The sequence below is a fragment of the Leclercia sp. EC_58 genome, assembly GCF_019584355.1.
Lineage (GTDB): Bacteria > Pseudomonadota > Gammaproteobacteria > Enterobacterales > Enterobacteriaceae > Enterobacter.
Genome location: NZ_VDAM01000012.1, coordinates 1 through 14,914, shown reverse-complemented (window position 1 = coordinate 14,914; position 14,914 = coordinate 1). Strand labels below are relative to the sequence as shown.

Here is a 14,914-nt window from a genome sequence, read left to right as displayed (position 1 = left end):
TTACGCACCACCCCGTCAGTAGCTGAACAGGAGGGACAGCTGATAGAAACAGAAGCCACTGGAGCACCTCAAAAACACCATCATACACTAAATCAGTAAGTTGGCAGCATCACCTGCTCTGACTACAGTCAGCTTATGCCAGCATTGATAAACGCCCCTTTAATGGCAGTAATACCTCTTCCCTGGTACGAAGCGTTATCAGATAAACAACACATCAATACCCTGCCGCTATATGGAGATCAGGCTGAGGGATATCTTTTTTTGCAGTATCGTGTCGCAACAACAGACTGGAAACGGCAAATTATCTTTTCGCTGAAAAACGTCTTAAGGAATTACTACCGGGCATGAGATGTCGAAGAAGTATTGCGCCCTGGAAAACCAGCCGGGGATGCTTCTTACTTTATCTACGATCTTTTAAACGGCAGAAAGTGCGCAGAGACTTCTGCTCTTCTGCTCTTCCGCCCGGGGCACATACCCTGACGGACAACGTGGATGCAGAGCATTTTCCGGACTTTGAACGACTCACCATTACGCTATACTCAGACCTCATGCAGATGAGGTATAAAGTGAACTGGATTTTTTATAAGGGACGCTGGTATTTTATTACGCCACTCCCCTATAGCGGACTCTATAAGCTGGCCGTGCCCGGAGAGCGCGGTTATGTGATGCTCAGCAAAAAACAGCTGGAGCGTGCGGTCAGGAACAGTTTTCAGGAAGGTAATAGTTAAAGAAGTTTTCTGCTCCGGTCAGCAGAGTTTATAAACCCAGATTGCCTCTGTTATCATGATATTACTGAAGATTCTGACACGGTTCTGAGCATAACAGATCGCCTGCTTTTCATTCAGTACTGTAGGCGCAGCAACAACGGAGAGGTGAAGTTCCCTGAACGCTCGTTCACACCGCCACATAGCTGATTAATAAACTTGTGCTGCGGGATAAATGGTATAGGATAATAATCGGTGAATCCCCCTCAGCGGCGGGGCAATCCAGTAGATGTTAATGTAAATATGCTTGCGGCTCGTATAACTGGTAACGAGTCACCGGGAGGCGCCCGGCACCTGTAGATAAATAATCTGTATGTAATTGCCTATACTTTTGCCTGCTTACCAGCAGGCTTTTTTTATCCGAATATGCTCCTGTTCAAGTTTCTCTGAGAACAATAAAACATGTCCCATCTGCATCGGCGCACAACTTTCGGATAAAGCGTCACGGATCCACATAAAATGTGTACCGGGAGGGACGAAATTCATTTTTATAAATAACTTTTCAAAAATCATTCAACCGTTTATTAATGCCGTGAAAACTCATGCTTATCTTTTTCTCTTTCTTTTAAAGCTGGTTATGCTCAGCTGAATGCGCGTATGAAAGCATGAAATTTGCAGAAGCAGAAGAGGCCTGTGTTCCGGGTACGCTGATGCTGGCTCCTGTCTTCCGGGTCAGGGAGATGCAGATGGGACATGGAGAGGATAAAATACTCAGTATTACCTTCCGTTAACAGGGCTCATTCTCGTCTGAAAGTATAATTTTTTGGATACGGTGTTGATGAAGATCTCTGTAACGCAACGGCGTTTTACCAGACTGAAGAAAGCGACCTAAGATCCTGAAGGAAGTATTCTGAGACCATGGAGACTCATTATGACAATTGTTGTACTGACAGCCCTGTCCCCGCTGCTGATGGTATCGGGACTTATCTGCATTTTAATGCAGTTAATAAATGCCTGGAGTGATCCGGATCGCCATTAAGGAGGGCATTCTAATGCCCGGGCCTCACCTGTACTGAATGAGTGACTGCTTATTTTAATCCGGCGCAAAACCAGGGATGAACTCCTTCTCTGTGTTAAGGCTGACACATGGCCGTGTTGCTGTGTATGGCTCAGTAAGGTCTGCGCAGGCCATTTTGCAACCATGGCCCGTTGTTGTGCCCTAAACTAAAGTGACAATTTGTTCACCGCTCTCACCTGCAGTGTCGCCATGTTTTCCTTCGAAAACCTGTAGCACCAGAGCAGGATCGACCTTTCCCTCCTGCTGGCGCTTGTATGGTTTTTTCTGCATACGCACATTTCCTGAACAATAGTCTGAAAAGGCACCGGATATGTTTAAATTCAGGCATCTCCGCCTTTGGCACACACCAGCCTGCAGCTCCCGCCCGGCGTTGTCATGAGCAGGTTATTTGTGTTTGTTCCGTCAGACCTAATGACCGGCATCTTCCTGTAAAAATTCACAAAATCTTAATTTTTCGCCCTTCTTTAACGAAGCTGTATACGCTTATATTTGAGCCCGAGAATATGGAGGACATGACAGTGATTAAATTCATCTGTCCGGTCTGCAGCAGTAACCGGTTTTTTTTCACTTCTTTCAGTCCTGAACAGAACCTTCCACACGGTGCGGTATGCTCAGTTTGTGGAACCCGCCTGACCACGCGCTCCTGCTTTCAGAAGCTGCGAAGAAGACGATGGCCGAAGCAGGTTGTATAGGACCTTAAAGACGAACCCTCCTCGCCTTTTAACTGAAGGAAAGCGCCCGGATAGCCCGGGCACTTTACTGGTTCCCGGTTCATCAGATGTCCCCGTACAGGCAACGCAGACCGGTCAGGGCATCTCAGCTGGCCAGTTTCCATGGTGCGGTTCAGCTGGCCGATCAGTGGCTCTAATGCCTCTGCCGGTAGAATAATTCGTAACCCGTCGATACTTAAGTATCCCTCAGGCGTGACGTTTCCGAACGGGGAAACATGACGCACCAGCCCTAGTGCCCGTGTGCCAGGATTCAGAATGACGCGCATAAAGTGTAAACAGGGGCAGCAGTTTGGCGAACGCATCCCAAGCGTACGACTCCACGAAGTCCTGCCCGGTGATCAGCAGATGCAGACGTGGCGCGTTGTACGCGTTCACCGGGAAGCTAACCGTCGGTGCGAATATCAAGGCGTAGCGTGCCGGCTTTAATGGTTGCCGTTGCGGCCGGGAGCTCTTGGCGCATATCCTGTGTCAAAGCTGATGCTTTCTCTGTGCTCCGGTTCAGTCTGCGCAGAACGAGAGAGAAAAACTCTTTCTTGCGCGGCAGTGTTAATATCCCATCCAATACCGCATCCGGAACGTCCGCCAGTTAAGTGCAGTCGCTCTCTAGCGGGCGCAGAAGGTGCTCCGCATACCTCTGCAGCTCCGCCAGATAGGCGTCAAATTATCCAAGTTCCCTTTAAAATAGTGGCCGTCCAGCGTCCGATCCCGCTCCATCTGCCAGACCAGCTGGTCCCGAGTGATGCCCAGCAGCGTTTGCAGAGCCGGGAGAGTTGCCAGTCTGTCCTTCCTGCGCAGAAAGACTTTCTTTAACATGCAACAGATGAAGCACAGCTTATACCGGAAGACCGGGGCGGTACCGAAGATCTGGGCGAGAATTATATGACTGTACAGCTGCCGGACTTTGGCCTTCGGATCGGCAACGAGCAGAAAATATCCGTCGCTGAGCATGGTTATTTTCAGGCCGTCATCGAGCTACATTTGTAACATCCTAACCCTACTTCTCCACAGACCCGAAAAAAGTAAAAGTCGGATCTTTGCCGGCAAGCTGCCAGACAAGACGCAATATTCCTTATATGGGTAGGGGAGTGAAAAGGCGTGAACAGCAGCAATGAGCGAGGAAAAGACATTTTACTCAGGGCAGTGGAGCGTTCCAGATTAATTAGAAAGCACTCTGCAGTAACAAATTTAATTTGTATTTATCGATCCCGGACAAGCAATACCTGTTGCAATTGATGATCGATAAATTCTTTTTTGAGTGCCTGCAGCGATGAACATCATTGGTAATCATGGAAAGCAAGATGTCTTAATACTTGCATATCTTTAACAGAGAATTCATGTACCTGATGACTATGCTGGTTATCGCCTTTAATGCAATATCTACGCCCCAAAATCCCGTTCTAACCGCGAGCAAAATATCCGGCGTGGAATATCAGGGAACAACGGCTGAAATTATCCCGCATTACGCTGGCGCCAGCTTAGCCCTGGCCACCAGCTTGAAGGTAGCTTCTGCTATTGATTTCTAAAAAAAGCGGTCCTTGAAAGGGTCATTTGCGTCTGGCAGTCGACCATTTTCTTGACTTCAGCATCTGTTCCCTGCATTGAAACTTTGCCGCACATAGCATCCTTAGTTTTGATCCACTGGCGCTGAGAAGGCAGCAACTCTTTTTTCTTCTCTGGGGTTAATGTGCTCCAGGCGGTATTCAAATCAGAGTCAGCATTCGCAAAAGCCATTCGGGACTGATCCAGGCTGTCAGCTTTTTGCTGCTGAGGCTGCTGGTAGGATTGTTGTTGAATGGTTTGCTGAACCTGCTGCTCCTCCTCATACTTAGCCTGTTGCTGCGCCCTGAGTTGTGCCTGTTGTTCCGCTTCAATTTGACTCTGCTGGGCATCCTTAGCCTGCTGGATTTTCTGCTGCTCAACGATCGGGTTGATGATGGAAAGCGATGTCAGTGCAGCGGCACCCACTGATATGGGATTATCAGAAGAGGCTTTAACAAAAACGTTTTTCTGATCGTCGGTCGCCTGTGCGGTGTAGGAGATGCGTTTTGAAAAGGCGTTTGCGTTGTTATCCAAAGACAGGCTTTCCATTTGCTTGTCGAGATTACGGTTAAAGTTCTTTCTGTAAGCATCAGAAAGCTGGGCGTACTCGTTCGCAGGTAGGGTCATCGTCACGGTTCCTTCACAACTTTTCATTGTGCTGCCCGTGTCACTTGAGGTTGTGGAGATTTCAGAGATGGCCAGTTTAATCCTGTCCAAAGCGCTTCGTTTGGTCTGATTAGTGACGTCAGGGTATTTGTCGACCTGTTCAGAGAGACCTTCATAAGCAGATTTTGTTAATAAATCCATGAGAGCTGACTGGGTCATTTCAGAGGAACAACCGATCACGTCTTTTTTGTTATCACAGCCTGTAATGGCAACGGCGAGTAAGAGTGCTGAGTATTTTAATCTCATGAGTTCCCTTTAGAGTAAGGATTGGCTTTTAAGAGGCGGTCTGTAATCAGTCCGGAGGGCTACAGCAAACAGCGCTGAACACTGAACGCATCACAAGCAAGAACCAAGGTGATATCGGCAAAGGCTGTGGAATCTTTAATTCATCTGATGAGAACGGTATGCGCAAGGTACTGTAACGATTATCCCTAAGCCGGAAACCTGCAAGGGAGGTTTTCGCTGCTGAACTTAAAAAAGCCAGGAAAAGTCGGTGCTGGCGTACCGTTTATGACCTTTCACCTCAGCGGTGCACGAAAAGAACTCCACCGAAAGTCGTTCTTGGCCCATATGGGGTCCGCTTGGAAAACGGAAATTATCCTACGTTAAGCCTGTTTTTTGAGCTGGCATGACGGGCAGCTATGAGCGAACAGCGGAAGTTCGCAGTTGATCTCGTAGTCAAACAGTTACGTTACTAACATTGCGGCGTGTTAATCAACGGGGAGCAGGTCATGCCTGTTACAGTAAATTAATTGATTAAAATTAACGCCCTGTATCTTGAAATCTGTCTGGTATTAAATTTTCTATGCTGTAAGTTAGTTCACCCCACTGCTGAATTCTGTACTTACTCATTCCCGGGCGTCCCATTTGTGTCTGTACTACAAGGAAATCTATGCTCATTAAAATGGCCAGTCTGGCCGATGCAAACGAACTCGAAAGGATCTATTCATTGTCCTTTGAATCAAACGGACCGTATTTTCCTGCAGATATGGATGAAGACGAAGACGACGGAGAAGATACATTTACCTTTCAGACTGAAATCCTCAAGTCTGACAAGCATGTTCTAGGGTTCTGGGTGAACAACTGCTTGGCGGGAGGGGCCGTCATTTCAAGAATGGAAAACGGAATTAATCTTTTGGAAAAGCTGTTCATCCTGCCCGAGGAACAGGGAAAAGGTTATGGTTACCTGGCATGGCTGGAAATTGAAAAGGCGCATCCGAGTGAATGCGGATGGATACTGAGAACACCCACGTGCCTTATCAATAACGTGTGTTTCTATGTGAACAAATGCGGTTTTTCGATCATCCGTGTCGAGGATATGGGAAAGGATGGCGTCGGAATGTTTGTCTTCTTCAAATCGGAAAGATGAAGTCCGGCATCATGCCCTGATACAAGATTTTGAGTTATGGATGCGCGTAAACCGTGTTTTACCGGTCCTCTGTGATTCAACTCGCCAGACAGATCTTAATTGAAGCCCTTCTGGCTCTCACTTTGATACCCGGATAATTTTATCAGTAGCTTATATACGATGAGGTAATCAGCGGCGGTGTTCAGGTGGTTGTGGGGCCAGTTAGCAACGTCCGCTTCTGGCACGAAGCGGACAGCCTGACACACTACGAGGTTTGCTACGAGAGAGAAACGGAAAGTTGGTGCATAAGAGAATGAAGCGACTGAAAACGTGATTGTAATGAATAATGCCGCTTGCGCGGCTATGGGTTCTTAGTTTTGATAGAGTATTATTCGCTATGGTTATAGCGGGTTAACGCGGTATATCCGTTTTGACAGGTTAAGCTTGTTCAGACAGCAAGGCATTTGTATGTCCGCAATCTACCAGAGTAAGCGCAGCCGCGAACATTAAATATTTCATGCTGATACTTCAATATTGAAAATCTAATGGTACGTTTTTAAGCAACTGATAAACATCGTCACTCGGTGCTGGCGGAATCTTCGCGACCTGCACCGCTTTTAATGCTGCATCGCAAAGAAAAGCATCACCACCTTCGCTGCGGGCGTTTAAAACCATCCCATCGCGCGCCAGTTGCATACGAATAGTGCAACGCATGCCTTCAAAATTAGCGAGTGGCATTTCGTCTTTGATAGCATCGCGGACCTGCGTTGCGTAATACATTACCCCATTACCGCGTACCGTCACTTTCATTGATTCTTTGCGTGTAATGTGATGGTCAGGCGCACAACCTACAGCCAAGAGAACGGCTGAAAAAGCTGCAATTTTTAAAATTATCTTCATCCCTTCTAGTCCCAATTACATTTTAAAAAAGCACTTCTTTTGGAGACTGCTTCTTCTATTTCGAAAAACATTTAACTGTTTTCCCGATTTATAACCCGCTTTGCTCGAGGAACGAAAATTATCATTTATCCAAGAACTCAAAAGTTTACAAGCGACGTCGATGCGATTCAACTCTCATTTTTTCTGAGGAACTAATAAAAATCCCAATTAAGAATGATAACGTTACAGGGTTTACACAAGAATTTATAAACGCCCTGATCTCCACCGGGTACGTATCCGTTCATGAAGGCATCCCAGTCATTCCGGCTCTGGTAAGCGAATATCCGCTCCTGGCACATAGCTGACCGTGACCAAATGAAGGAAGTCGGTTCCCTCCGCTTTTCTGCCGCCTCAAAGGCGACTGTTCTCCACGCCGTGCCTTCACGCTAACCCGGCCGCTGCGGCCACAAGGGTTCACTTCGTCTCCGTCCTTGTATGTTTAGTATGACAATGAGAAACGTATAATCTTGTTGTGCTTTACCTGATGTTGCAGCACGTCCTCCGTCCAGGGATTTAAGCCCGAGGGTGAGCACCATTGCGCAACATCATTCTCAGTATTAGCCCGAACAATTGTCGGGGCGTGCAAACAGCCCGTATCTGCAAGGCAGGGAGAACTGAACATGAGTGATAAAACCACAATCGGTATAGATGTAGCTAAAAACACTCTGGAAGTATTTATCGATACTACCGGGCAGCTACTGCATCTGGAAAATTCAGCAGCAGGAATACTTGAATTGCAGGCAGCTCTGAGCGGGCTTTCTGTTACGGGAATAATTATGGAAGCAACAAGCCGGTATCACTGTACTGCCGAGTTAATGCTCAGTGCTGCGGGTCTGCCGGTCGCAGTAATTAATCCTCGTCAGATTAAGAACTTTGCCAGAGCTATGGGGAAGGTGGCAAAGAGCGACCCAATTGACGCGAGAATTATTTGCGAATATGGCCGACGCATGACTCCGCAATTCAGACCGGCGAAAAACGAGCAGCAGCAAGACCTAGCCGTACTGTTGACACGTCGGCGTCAGCTGGTTCAGAACCGTGTGATGGAATCTAACCGTTGCAAAGAACGATGCGGTGCTTATGTTGAACAAGGAATTATGCGACACATTGAATGGCTCGATGTTGAGATTAATATGCTGGATGCCGAAATTAAGCAGCGGCTACGCCAGGATGACGATCTGGCAGCAAAGCGTCTGTTGCTTGACAAGGTAAAAGGTATCGGGCCCATAACGCAGGCCACATTGCTGATACAGCTTCCGGAACTGGGCTGTCTTACGCGTCGACAGATTTGGCACTGTTGCAAAGTTAGCGATGAGGCAGCCTTTTGTCTTATTCAAAGGCCTTACATTTCAAAAACTCTGCTTACCAGGCGCATTTCGCCCAGGGGATCACCATAATAAAATGCTGAGGCCTGGCCTTTGCGTAGTGCACGCATCACCTCAATACCTTTGATGGTGGCGTAAGCCGTCTTCATGGATTTAAATCCCAGCGTGGCGCCGATTATCCGTTTCAGTTTGCCATGATCGCATTCAATCACGTTGTTCCGGTACTTAATCTGTCGGTGTTCAACGTCAGACGGGCACCGGCCTTCGCGTTTGAGCAGAGCAAGCGCGCGACCATAGGCGGGCGCTTTATCCGTGTTGATGAATCGCGGGATCTGCCACTTCTTCACGTTGTTGAGGATTTTACCCAGAAACCGGTATGCAGCTTTGCTGTTACGACGGGAGGAGAGATAAAAATCGACAGTGCGGCCCCGGCTGTCGACGGCCCGGTACAGATACGCCCAGCGGCCATTGACCTTCACGTAGGTTTCATCCATGTGCCACGGGCAAAGATCGGAAGGGTTACGCCAGTACCAGCGCAGCCGTTTTTCCATTTCAGGCGCATAACGCTGAACCCAGCGGTAAATCGTGGAGTGATCGACATTCACTCCGCGTTCAGCCAGCATCTCCTGCAGCTCACGGTAACTGATGCCGTATTTGCAGTACCAGCGTACGGCCCACAGAATGATGTCACGCTGAAAATGCCGGCCTTTGAATGGGTTCATGTGCAGCTCCATCAGCAAAAGGGGATGATAAGTTTATCACCACCGACTATTTGCAACAGTGCCGCTGAAAGCCCCCATTCTGGGGTCAGTTTGGATATCGAAAATTATTGTACGTTAAGGCTGATTTTTGACCTGTCATTCATCAGTAAGATTACAAACCAAATTGTCATCATTAACTGTGCGCTGGTGCTTCAGCTCAGTAAAATATCCGTCAGCCAGGTACAGAACCCGGTCTGCAGAGGCAATGGTTTCTGGGCGATGGGCAATCAGCAGGACAGGTAGCCCCAGCTGGCGTAGCGTCTGACTTATCTGGATTTCACTCTCAACATCAAGGTGGCTGGTCGCTTCGTCCAGTAACAAAAAACCCGGTTTTTTGTACAACGCTCTTGCCAGCAAGATACGTTGTTTTTGCCCTCCTGAGAGCCCACCACCGGTTTCACCGATTAATGTCTGATATCCCATCGGCATTGCCATGATATCAATGTCAATGAGCGCCAGACGGGCACACTGGATCATTCTTTCCTGATTGCGGTCTTCACTGAAGAAAATGATGTTATCTGCAATGGATCCCCTGAAAAGGTGATCATCCTGCAGTACGGTACCAATCCGCCGGCGTACCTGAAAATAATCGGGGTGCGTTTGCGGTATGCCAAATGTTCTGATCGTCCCTTCATCGGGAACATGAATTCCCAGGATAAGTTTCACCAGCGTCGATTTTCCGCCCCCTGATTTACCCGTAATGGCCACCACTTCGCCAGGATGCAGCGTCATTGATACTCCCCGAAGTATCGGTTTATTCCCACCCTTGTGACTGAAAATAATGTGCTCCAGGGTTAAAGGGGGACAGGAATTTTCGGTCGTGCCCCCCCAGAATGCAAAGGGGGTGGCCGACGTGTTGTTGTCTTCCCGAACGGGTTGTTGCTGATGGCCTTCTGTTGGGGTCAGCACAATGTCAGCCAGACGTTCGTTATAGACATCAAGCATCCGCCAGGCAAAAAACTTATCGGTCAGACTGCTGATACTCGAAGAAAAACGCATCTGGTAAGATAAATAGGCAACCAGCATACCGACGGTAAAGGTGCCATTCAGCACTTCACCGGCACCTTTCCACAAAATCACCGCCGACACCAAGCTGCCTGTCAGGGTGTGCACAATGTCATAGCACATCAGCAGGCGACTCTGGCGCAGCTGCGTATTTCTGCGGGTGACGTTAAGATTCAGCCAGGCGGCCTCGCGGTGTGCGGTCACACCGTTTATTCTCAGGCTCAGGATCCCGTTGATGGTTTCAAGAAAGTGTCCTGATTCTCTGGCACCGGCGTCCCAGGCATCCTCCGCCGACTGCCGCAGGGAGGGATACCATAGCGCTCTCAGCACGCCGTAGATGATGGCGGCCAGTACCGCTATCAGCGTCATTTCAGGACTGTACAGCAGCATCATGCAGAGCGCGGTCACCGCAAGCAGAACATCCAGAATACCTTCAAGTACCTGCGTGGTCAGCGCCTGCTGTATCGTATCTACCGCCTCAAAACGGGCATTAATACTCCCCTTGCTACGCGCATCAAACCAGGCCAGAGGGAGACGGACCAGATGATGGAACACCCGGGCCGTCCACTGCATATTAAAATTGACGGACAGCGTAATACTGGCCCACTGGCGGGCCAGCGACAGCAGCATCTGGGTCAGTGACAGCAGCAACAGGGCAATGATGATAACGCTCAGCAGGCTTCGATCGGCGGCCACCAGGACCTCATCGATCACCAGCTGGTTGAGAAGAGGACTTCCTAATGTCAGTATCTCCAGCGCCAGGGCAAAAACGATGATGCGGGACATTGCCGCCAGCAGGCCGGGTGTTTTGCCTGTCAGCTGGCGCAGACGAATTTTCTTTCTTTCATCCCTGACCGTGAAATCGCTGGCTGGCATCAGCTCCAGCGCGACGCCGGTGAAGTGCTTCCCTGCGTCCGGCAGGGAGATTGTTACCTTCCCCTTATCGGGATCATGTATAACCAGCCTGCTCCCACTAACCTTATGAAGCACAACGAAATGATTCATGTTCCAGTGGAGAATACAGGGAAGAGAAAGGGACTTCAGATCTTCCGGCTCCAGCCTGACGGCGCGGGAAGACAACCGGATACCGTCCGCACACTCAATCAGCCTCTGCAGGGTCATTCCCTGAGTACTGATACTGAAGCGTTCACGGAGTGTGGGTAGATCCGTCTGCAGACCGTGCCAGCTGGCCATCATTGCCAGACACGCCAGGCCACACTCCGCTGATTCTGTCTGGCGAATGAGGGGAAGCCGTCTTCTCCCTGTCCAGTTCAGTGATCCCATTACAGTTTTCCTTTCAGGCTCCAGAGCGGTTCTGTCAGCCACTCCCATAGATGACGTGTATCCAGGCTGACGTCCCCCTCAAGGGTCATACCGGGGCGCAGAGGTTCTTTTTTCCCATAAGCCAGGATAAAGGTATTCTCAGGTTCGACGATGACACGGTAGCGCCCTTCATTCTCCTTCCAGGTTACCGGGGATATGGAGAGTAAATCCGAAGGGGTCAGCGTCGTACGGCTGATTTCACGGATAGTCCCGTACTGAACGCCAAACTTTTGATAAGGGAAGGCGGCAAACCGCAGTGCCACACGCTGCCCCGGATGGATGAACCCGGCATTCTGACTGGTGGCATAGAGCTCTATCTGCAGGCTGGCGTTATCCGGCACTACCGTCATCACCGGCTCCGACGCTCTGACGGATTGTCCCTGCCTGACCAACACCGCCGCAACGGTACCGGATACCGGTGCCGTCAGCGTGAAGTTCTCCTGTCCGGCCAGTTCGTCCTGCTGTTGCCTGATCCCCTGCAGCTGTCTGTCCAGTTCAGCTCTCCGGCTTTCCCCCTGGACAATGAGATGATTAAGATCGTCTTCAGCGGCTTCTATCGTGGTATGTAACTGCAGAAGCCCCTGCCGCTGGTCCTCAACGTTTTGCTGTGCCGTGGAGACGTCGATTTGTTTCTGCTGATATTCGATATCCGAAACGTAATGCGTGCCAGCCAGTTTTTTATAGCGTCCCATGACGGCGGTGGTCAGCCCGACCTGGCGTTCAGCCAGCTGCAGGCGTTGTTCTGCACTTTTAACCTGTGGCTGCAGGGAGGAAATTCTCTGCCGTACCGCTTCCTGCTGCTGCTGGTTGTCACGCGACTCCAGCGTCTGCTGAGAGGCCAGCATGGCATATTGTGTTTTCAGGGAGAGACTCATAGCCGCCAGTGTCCCGGCTCCCTGCCCGTTAAAATGTTCGCCGCTGATATGATAGAGGGACTCACCCGCGACAACGTGCTGACCTTCTGAGGCCGTCAGCTGGGTGATATATCCGGCATATTGCGGTATGATTTTTACCAGCCCGGATGAGGGCATAACGATGCCGGTCAGGTGGGCCTTTCGGGTATATTTTCCGGAATAAATAAACAATGCAATACAGAGGAACAAAAGAATCGTTATAACTGCACACAGTGATAAACTAAATGATGCTGGAACCAAAATATTTCCAGGTTCATTTTCATTATGATGCTTTAGAGCTTCCTTCCTGAATAATTGCATCATTAAAACATACTTTGGATATTCAATATAATAACAAAAGCATTCATTGATGAATGCAGTAATATCGGCGTTGATAATCCATCTGACTTAACCCTTGAAAAGGTAAGCACCATGGAAATGGCAAAAATAATAACGTAGTCAAACAACTCTGTGTACTGCGTATGCATTACACAAAAAACAACAGAAGACATTACACTTGGAAATATAAGATCTCTAGTATAAACCCCTCGAAGAAAATCAAATAAGCACCCCCTGTAAAAAATCTCCTCATAAAATGGAATAATTAAGATCGTAAAAAAGTATGGAATTAAATTTTGTATGGATAATGAAGCAGATCCTATGCTATGTGTCTTCAGAATGTATGAAAATAGCTGTAGGAGCATGATAATAACAAGACAATTCAATAACAATCTTATTTTTGTTATCTTTAAATTACCTTTATAGATGAGGACTCCAACACCTAAACCAAGAGCAAATTCTAATGAGAACAGTAGATAAAGAGAATATTCCAGTCCAATCCTGGGGATAGTCAGAAGAGGAACCCCTGTAAGCGCCACAGATGTGGAGAAAACCAAAGCATGAACAATAAGTTTATTCCCGGAAAACACGCTAACGTCCTTTTAAAATTGGTGTTCTTATTTTTTTGAACCAAAAATGAAATTAAGGATCTTTTTCATAAAAAGCATAATAGACAATGGTACAATGATAGATATCAATAGTCTGGACAGTTCTGGTGGGGCTGAGTACCATGATGCACATGAAATGGAGGAACCACTTAGCAATGAAGCACCTAAAAAAACACCTAATAAAACAGATAGAATTTTTATCAGCATATTACATCCTCCATATAATTATACGTTACCGATTGCAGGTTGACGCAGCATTACCACTGGAGCAATTATTTGAGCCAGCCTTGCAACCATTACCGTTTCCATTTCCTCCACCTGACAGGCACTCACCTGCGTAAGCACCAGATACGAGGCCAACCGCAGCACCTGGTAACCCCCCCGTGATAGCTCCACCACCGGCACCAATAAGGATGTTATTTACACACTTTTCAGTTCCACCATAAATTTTGTTGGGAGCATTGCGACCAAGGCTATTTCTGGCGTCTCTTCTATCCTGCGCAACTTCAGTGCCGTGCCCTTCACCACCACTAACTGATGCTATTTCATCAAAACTCAATTCTCTGATATTTGACATAAAAATCCCTCTTATAAATTTTAACATAAAGTGCTATTTCACTATTGCATGGCTGAAATGTATGCATAAAGTGAATTTATGTAAATAAATGTAAACAACCTTCTATGGACTGATTAAACTGATCTTGCATTATTTATTACTTATTGATTTTACTACCTAACTTATCGCGATGAGATGCCTGGATTCGGCAAACCTGCGAAGTGCTGTAGCCGGTTGCTTCTGCTGTTTCGCGGATACTCAAGTTTTTTACTTGCCGGTAATATATGACTTTCTGATGTCGTTCCTGATCGGCCTGTTTGCCACGATATTTTCCAAGCGTGTGTGCCCGTTCAATTCCCTGTTTTTGCCGCTGGCGGCGGCTCAGCCAGTCCTTATGTGACATTGCTGCCATCAGGTCGATCAGCATGTTATTGATGGCGGTTATTACGGCACGGGTGATCGGGTCAGTCTGTGAAGGGTCTTTATCTGACAGTGCCTGCCATGAGGTGGGCACATCCAAGCTGACAATCCGCAGTTCGTGTTGCTCGATCTGCTTTTTCAGCGTCATCCAGTCGCTGTTGCTGAGGCGGGTCAGGCGATCTATCTGCTCGACCAGTAAAATATCACTGCGGTGACTGTCCGTCAGTAAGCGCCCCAGTTCCGGGCGGTCAAGTTTTGTACCGCTTATGTTCTCCCGGTAGTAACTGGCTATTTTATGCCCCCGCTCCTGAACGAACTGCTCCAGCATCTCTTTTGCCCGACCGGCGAACTGATCTTCCGTCGATGCCTTCAAATAAGCTCTGATGAACATTTTTTCACCATATTATCGCATTTAGGTTATTGCATTTATTCTATCGCATATAGGTTGTGTCATTCATCGTGTGCCGTCACGTTTTAGTTATGGTGTCAGGGTGTACCCATATGCGATAACCATTTTTGTTAAAAATACCGCATCGAATAATTTGTGAGGGAAGCTATATGGCAAGGAGGTGATGCTGCCAACTTACTGATTTAGTGTATGATGGTGTTTTTGAGGTGCTCCAGTGGCTTCTGTTTCTATCAGCTGTCCCTCCTGTTCAGCTACTGACGGGGTGGTGCGTAA

General features: G+C 48.1%; 16 protein-coding genes. 6 read left to right on the top strand and 10 right to left on the bottom strand.

Going from position 1 to position 14,914, the window contains the following annotated elements; genetic code table 11:
* On the bottom strand, nucleotides 1–59 hold a 59-nt coding region (locus FHC51_RS23360), incomplete at its 3' end, for an IS1 family transposase (protein WP_097491765.1).
* 507 nt (nucleotides 60–566) lie between these two features.
* On the opposite strand from FHC51_RS23360, the gene FHC51_RS22565 reads away from it, so the two are divergent.
* Both FHC51_RS22565 and FHC51_RS23075 read left to right on the top strand, forming a co-directional pair.
* Nucleotides 567–728 (top strand): hypothetical protein, encoded by a 162-nt coding sequence (locus tag FHC51_RS22565; RefSeq protein WP_220436765.1) that lies wholly within the window; start codon nucleotides 567–569, stop codon nucleotides 726–728.
* Between the two features lie 641 nt (nucleotides 729–1,369).
* Nucleotides 1,370–1,495 carry a hypothetical protein gene (locus tag FHC51_RS23075; protein WP_255585123.1) on the top strand — a complete coding sequence of 42 codons (126 nt, stop codon included), beginning with the start codon at nucleotides 1,370–1,372 and terminating at the stop codon, nucleotides 1,493–1,495.
* A 428-nt stretch (nucleotides 1,496–1,923) separates the two neighbouring features.
* Here the strand turns inward: FHC51_RS23075 and FHC51_RS23070 are convergent, their stop codons facing one another.
* Nucleotides 1,924–2,052 (bottom strand): hypothetical protein, encoded by a 129-nt coding sequence (locus FHC51_RS23070; RefSeq protein WP_255585122.1) that lies wholly within the window; start codon nucleotides 2,050–2,052, stop codon nucleotides 1,924–1,926.
* Nucleotides 2,053–3,847: 1,795 nt separating this feature from the next.
* Here FHC51_RS23070 and FHC51_RS22560 point away from each other — a divergent pair.
* On the top strand, nucleotides 3,848–4,036 hold the full coding sequence (locus FHC51_RS22560) for a hypothetical protein (protein WP_181034877.1): 189 nt from the start codon (nucleotides 3,848–3,850) through the stop codon (nucleotides 4,034–4,036).
* Here FHC51_RS22560 and FHC51_RS22555 read toward each other — a convergent pair.
* Entirely contained in the window at nucleotides 4,023–4,964 is a 942-nt protein-coding gene (locus tag FHC51_RS22555; protein ID WP_104677988.1) for a lysozyme inhibitor LprI family protein, read from the bottom strand. The genes FHC51_RS22560 and FHC51_RS22555 overlap by 14 nt on opposite strands.
* Nucleotides 4,965–5,610: 646 nt before the next feature.
* Here FHC51_RS22555 and FHC51_RS22550 point away from each other — a divergent pair.
* Nucleotides 5,611–6,087, top strand: coding sequence for a GNAT family N-acetyltransferase (locus tag FHC51_RS22550; protein ID WP_220436764.1), 477 nt, complete (start codon nucleotides 5,611–5,613; stop codon nucleotides 6,085–6,087).
* 507 nt (nucleotides 6,088–6,594) lie between these two features.
* Here FHC51_RS22550 and tolA read toward each other — a convergent pair.
* Nucleotides 6,595–6,966 carry a cell envelope integrity protein TolA gene (tolA, locus tag FHC51_RS22545; RefSeq protein WP_220436763.1) on the bottom strand — a complete coding sequence of 124 codons (372 nt, stop codon included), beginning with the start codon at nucleotides 6,964–6,966 and terminating at the stop codon, nucleotides 6,595–6,597.
* A 659-nt stretch (nucleotides 6,967–7,625) separates the two neighbouring features.
* Here tolA and FHC51_RS22540 point away from each other — a divergent pair.
* Nucleotides 7,626–8,399 (top strand): transposase, encoded by a 774-nt coding sequence (locus FHC51_RS22540; protein ID WP_220436762.1) that lies wholly within the window; start codon nucleotides 7,626–7,628, stop codon nucleotides 8,397–8,399.
* On the opposite strand, the gene FHC51_RS22535 is transcribed toward FHC51_RS22540, so the two are convergent.
* The 6 genes from FHC51_RS22535 to FHC51_RS22510 all read right to left on the bottom strand — a co-directional run bounded on the left by FHC51_RS22535 (nucleotide 8,345) and on the right by FHC51_RS22510 (nucleotide 14,623).
* The gene (locus tag FHC51_RS22535) at nucleotides 8,345–9,049 is read right to left on the bottom strand and encodes an IS6-like element IS26 family transposase (RefSeq protein WP_001067855.1); all 705 of its coding nucleotides are present in this window, start codon (nucleotides 9,047–9,049) and stop codon (nucleotides 8,345–8,347) included. The genes FHC51_RS22540 and FHC51_RS22535 overlap by 55 nt on opposite strands.
* Before the next feature lie 135 nt (nucleotides 9,050–9,184).
* The gene (locus tag FHC51_RS22530) at nucleotides 9,185–11,377 is read right to left on the bottom strand and encodes a peptidase domain-containing ABC transporter (RefSeq protein WP_220436767.1); all 2,193 of its coding nucleotides are present in this window, start codon (nucleotides 11,375–11,377) and stop codon (nucleotides 9,185–9,187) included.
* Nucleotides 11,377–12,630, bottom strand: a complete 1,254-nt coding sequence (locus FHC51_RS22525; protein ID WP_220436766.1) for an HlyD family secretion protein — start codon at nucleotides 12,628–12,630, stop codon at nucleotides 11,377–11,379. Before FHC51_RS22525 ends, FHC51_RS22530 begins: the two co-directional genes overlap by 1 nt.
* A 2-nt stretch (nucleotides 12,631–12,632) precedes the next feature.
* Nucleotides 12,633–13,013 carry a lysostaphin resistance A-like protein gene (locus tag FHC51_RS23355; RefSeq protein WP_375373826.1) on the bottom strand — a complete coding sequence of 127 codons (381 nt, stop codon included), beginning with the start codon at nucleotides 13,011–13,013 and terminating at the stop codon, nucleotides 12,633–12,635.
* Between the two features lie 475 nt (nucleotides 13,014–13,488).
* Nucleotides 13,489–13,833 (bottom strand): hypothetical protein, encoded by a 345-nt coding sequence (locus FHC51_RS22515; RefSeq protein WP_220436760.1) that lies wholly within the window; start codon nucleotides 13,831–13,833, stop codon nucleotides 13,489–13,491.
* A 136-nt stretch (nucleotides 13,834–13,969) separates the two neighbouring features.
* Nucleotides 13,970–14,623 carry a recombinase family protein gene (locus FHC51_RS22510; RefSeq protein WP_220436759.1) on the bottom strand — a complete coding sequence of 218 codons (654 nt, stop codon included), beginning with the start codon at nucleotides 14,621–14,623 and terminating at the stop codon, nucleotides 13,970–13,972.
* Nucleotides 14,624–14,855: 232 nt separating this feature from the next.
* Here FHC51_RS22510 and FHC51_RS23350 point away from each other — a divergent pair.
* Nucleotides 14,856–14,914, top strand: a 59-nt coding sequence (locus tag FHC51_RS23350; RefSeq protein ID WP_097491765.1) for an IS1 family transposase, incomplete at its 3' end; no start/stop codon positions are given.

Bases quoted from the DNA above. Each gene is read 5' to 3' on its own strand.
- FHC51_RS23075 (WP_255585123.1), top strand. From the start codon at position 1,370: ATGAAATTTGCAGAAGCAGAAGAGGCCTGTGTTCCGGGTACGCTGATG.
- FHC51_RS23070 (WP_255585122.1), bottom strand. From the start codon at position 2,052: ATGCAGAAAAAACCATACAAGCGCCAGCAGGAGGGAAAGGTCGATCCT.
- FHC51_RS22560 (WP_181034877.1), top strand. From the start codon at position 3,848: ATGTACCTGATGACTATGCTGGTTATCGCCTTTAATGCAATATCTACG.
- FHC51_RS22555 (WP_104677988.1), bottom strand. From the start codon at position 4,964: ATGAGATTAAAATACTCAGCACTCTTACTCGCCGTTGCCATTACAGGC.
- FHC51_RS22550 (WP_220436764.1), top strand. From the start codon at position 5,611: ATGCTCATTAAAATGGCCAGTCTGGCCGATGCAAACGAACTCGAAAGG.
- tolA (WP_220436763.1), bottom strand. From the start codon at position 6,966: ATGAAGATAATTTTAAAAATTGCAGCTTTTTCAGCCGTTCTCTTGGCT.
- FHC51_RS22540 (WP_220436762.1), top strand. From the start codon at position 7,626: ATGAGTGATAAAACCACAATCGGTATAGATGTAGCTAAAAACACTCTG.
- FHC51_RS22535 (WP_001067855.1), bottom strand. From the start codon at position 9,049: ATGAACCCATTCAAAGGCCGGCATTTTCAGCGTGACATCATTCTGTGG.
- FHC51_RS22530 (WP_220436767.1), bottom strand. From the start codon at position 11,377: ATGGGATCACTGAACTGGACAGGGAGAAGACGGCTTCCCCTCATTCGC.
- FHC51_RS22525 (WP_220436766.1), bottom strand. From the start codon at position 12,630: ATGCAATTATTCAGGAAGGAAGCTCTAAAGCATCATAATGAAAATGAA.
- FHC51_RS23355 (WP_375373826.1), bottom strand. From the start codon at position 13,013: ATGCTCCTACAGCTATTTTCATACATTCTGAAGACACATAGCATAGGA.
- FHC51_RS22515 (WP_220436760.1), bottom strand. From the start codon at position 13,833: ATGTCAAATATCAGAGAATTGAGTTTTGATGAAATAGCATCAGTTAGT.
- FHC51_RS22510 (WP_220436759.1), bottom strand. From the start codon at position 14,623: ATGTTCATCAGAGCTTATTTGAAGGCATCGACGGAAGATCAGTTCGCC.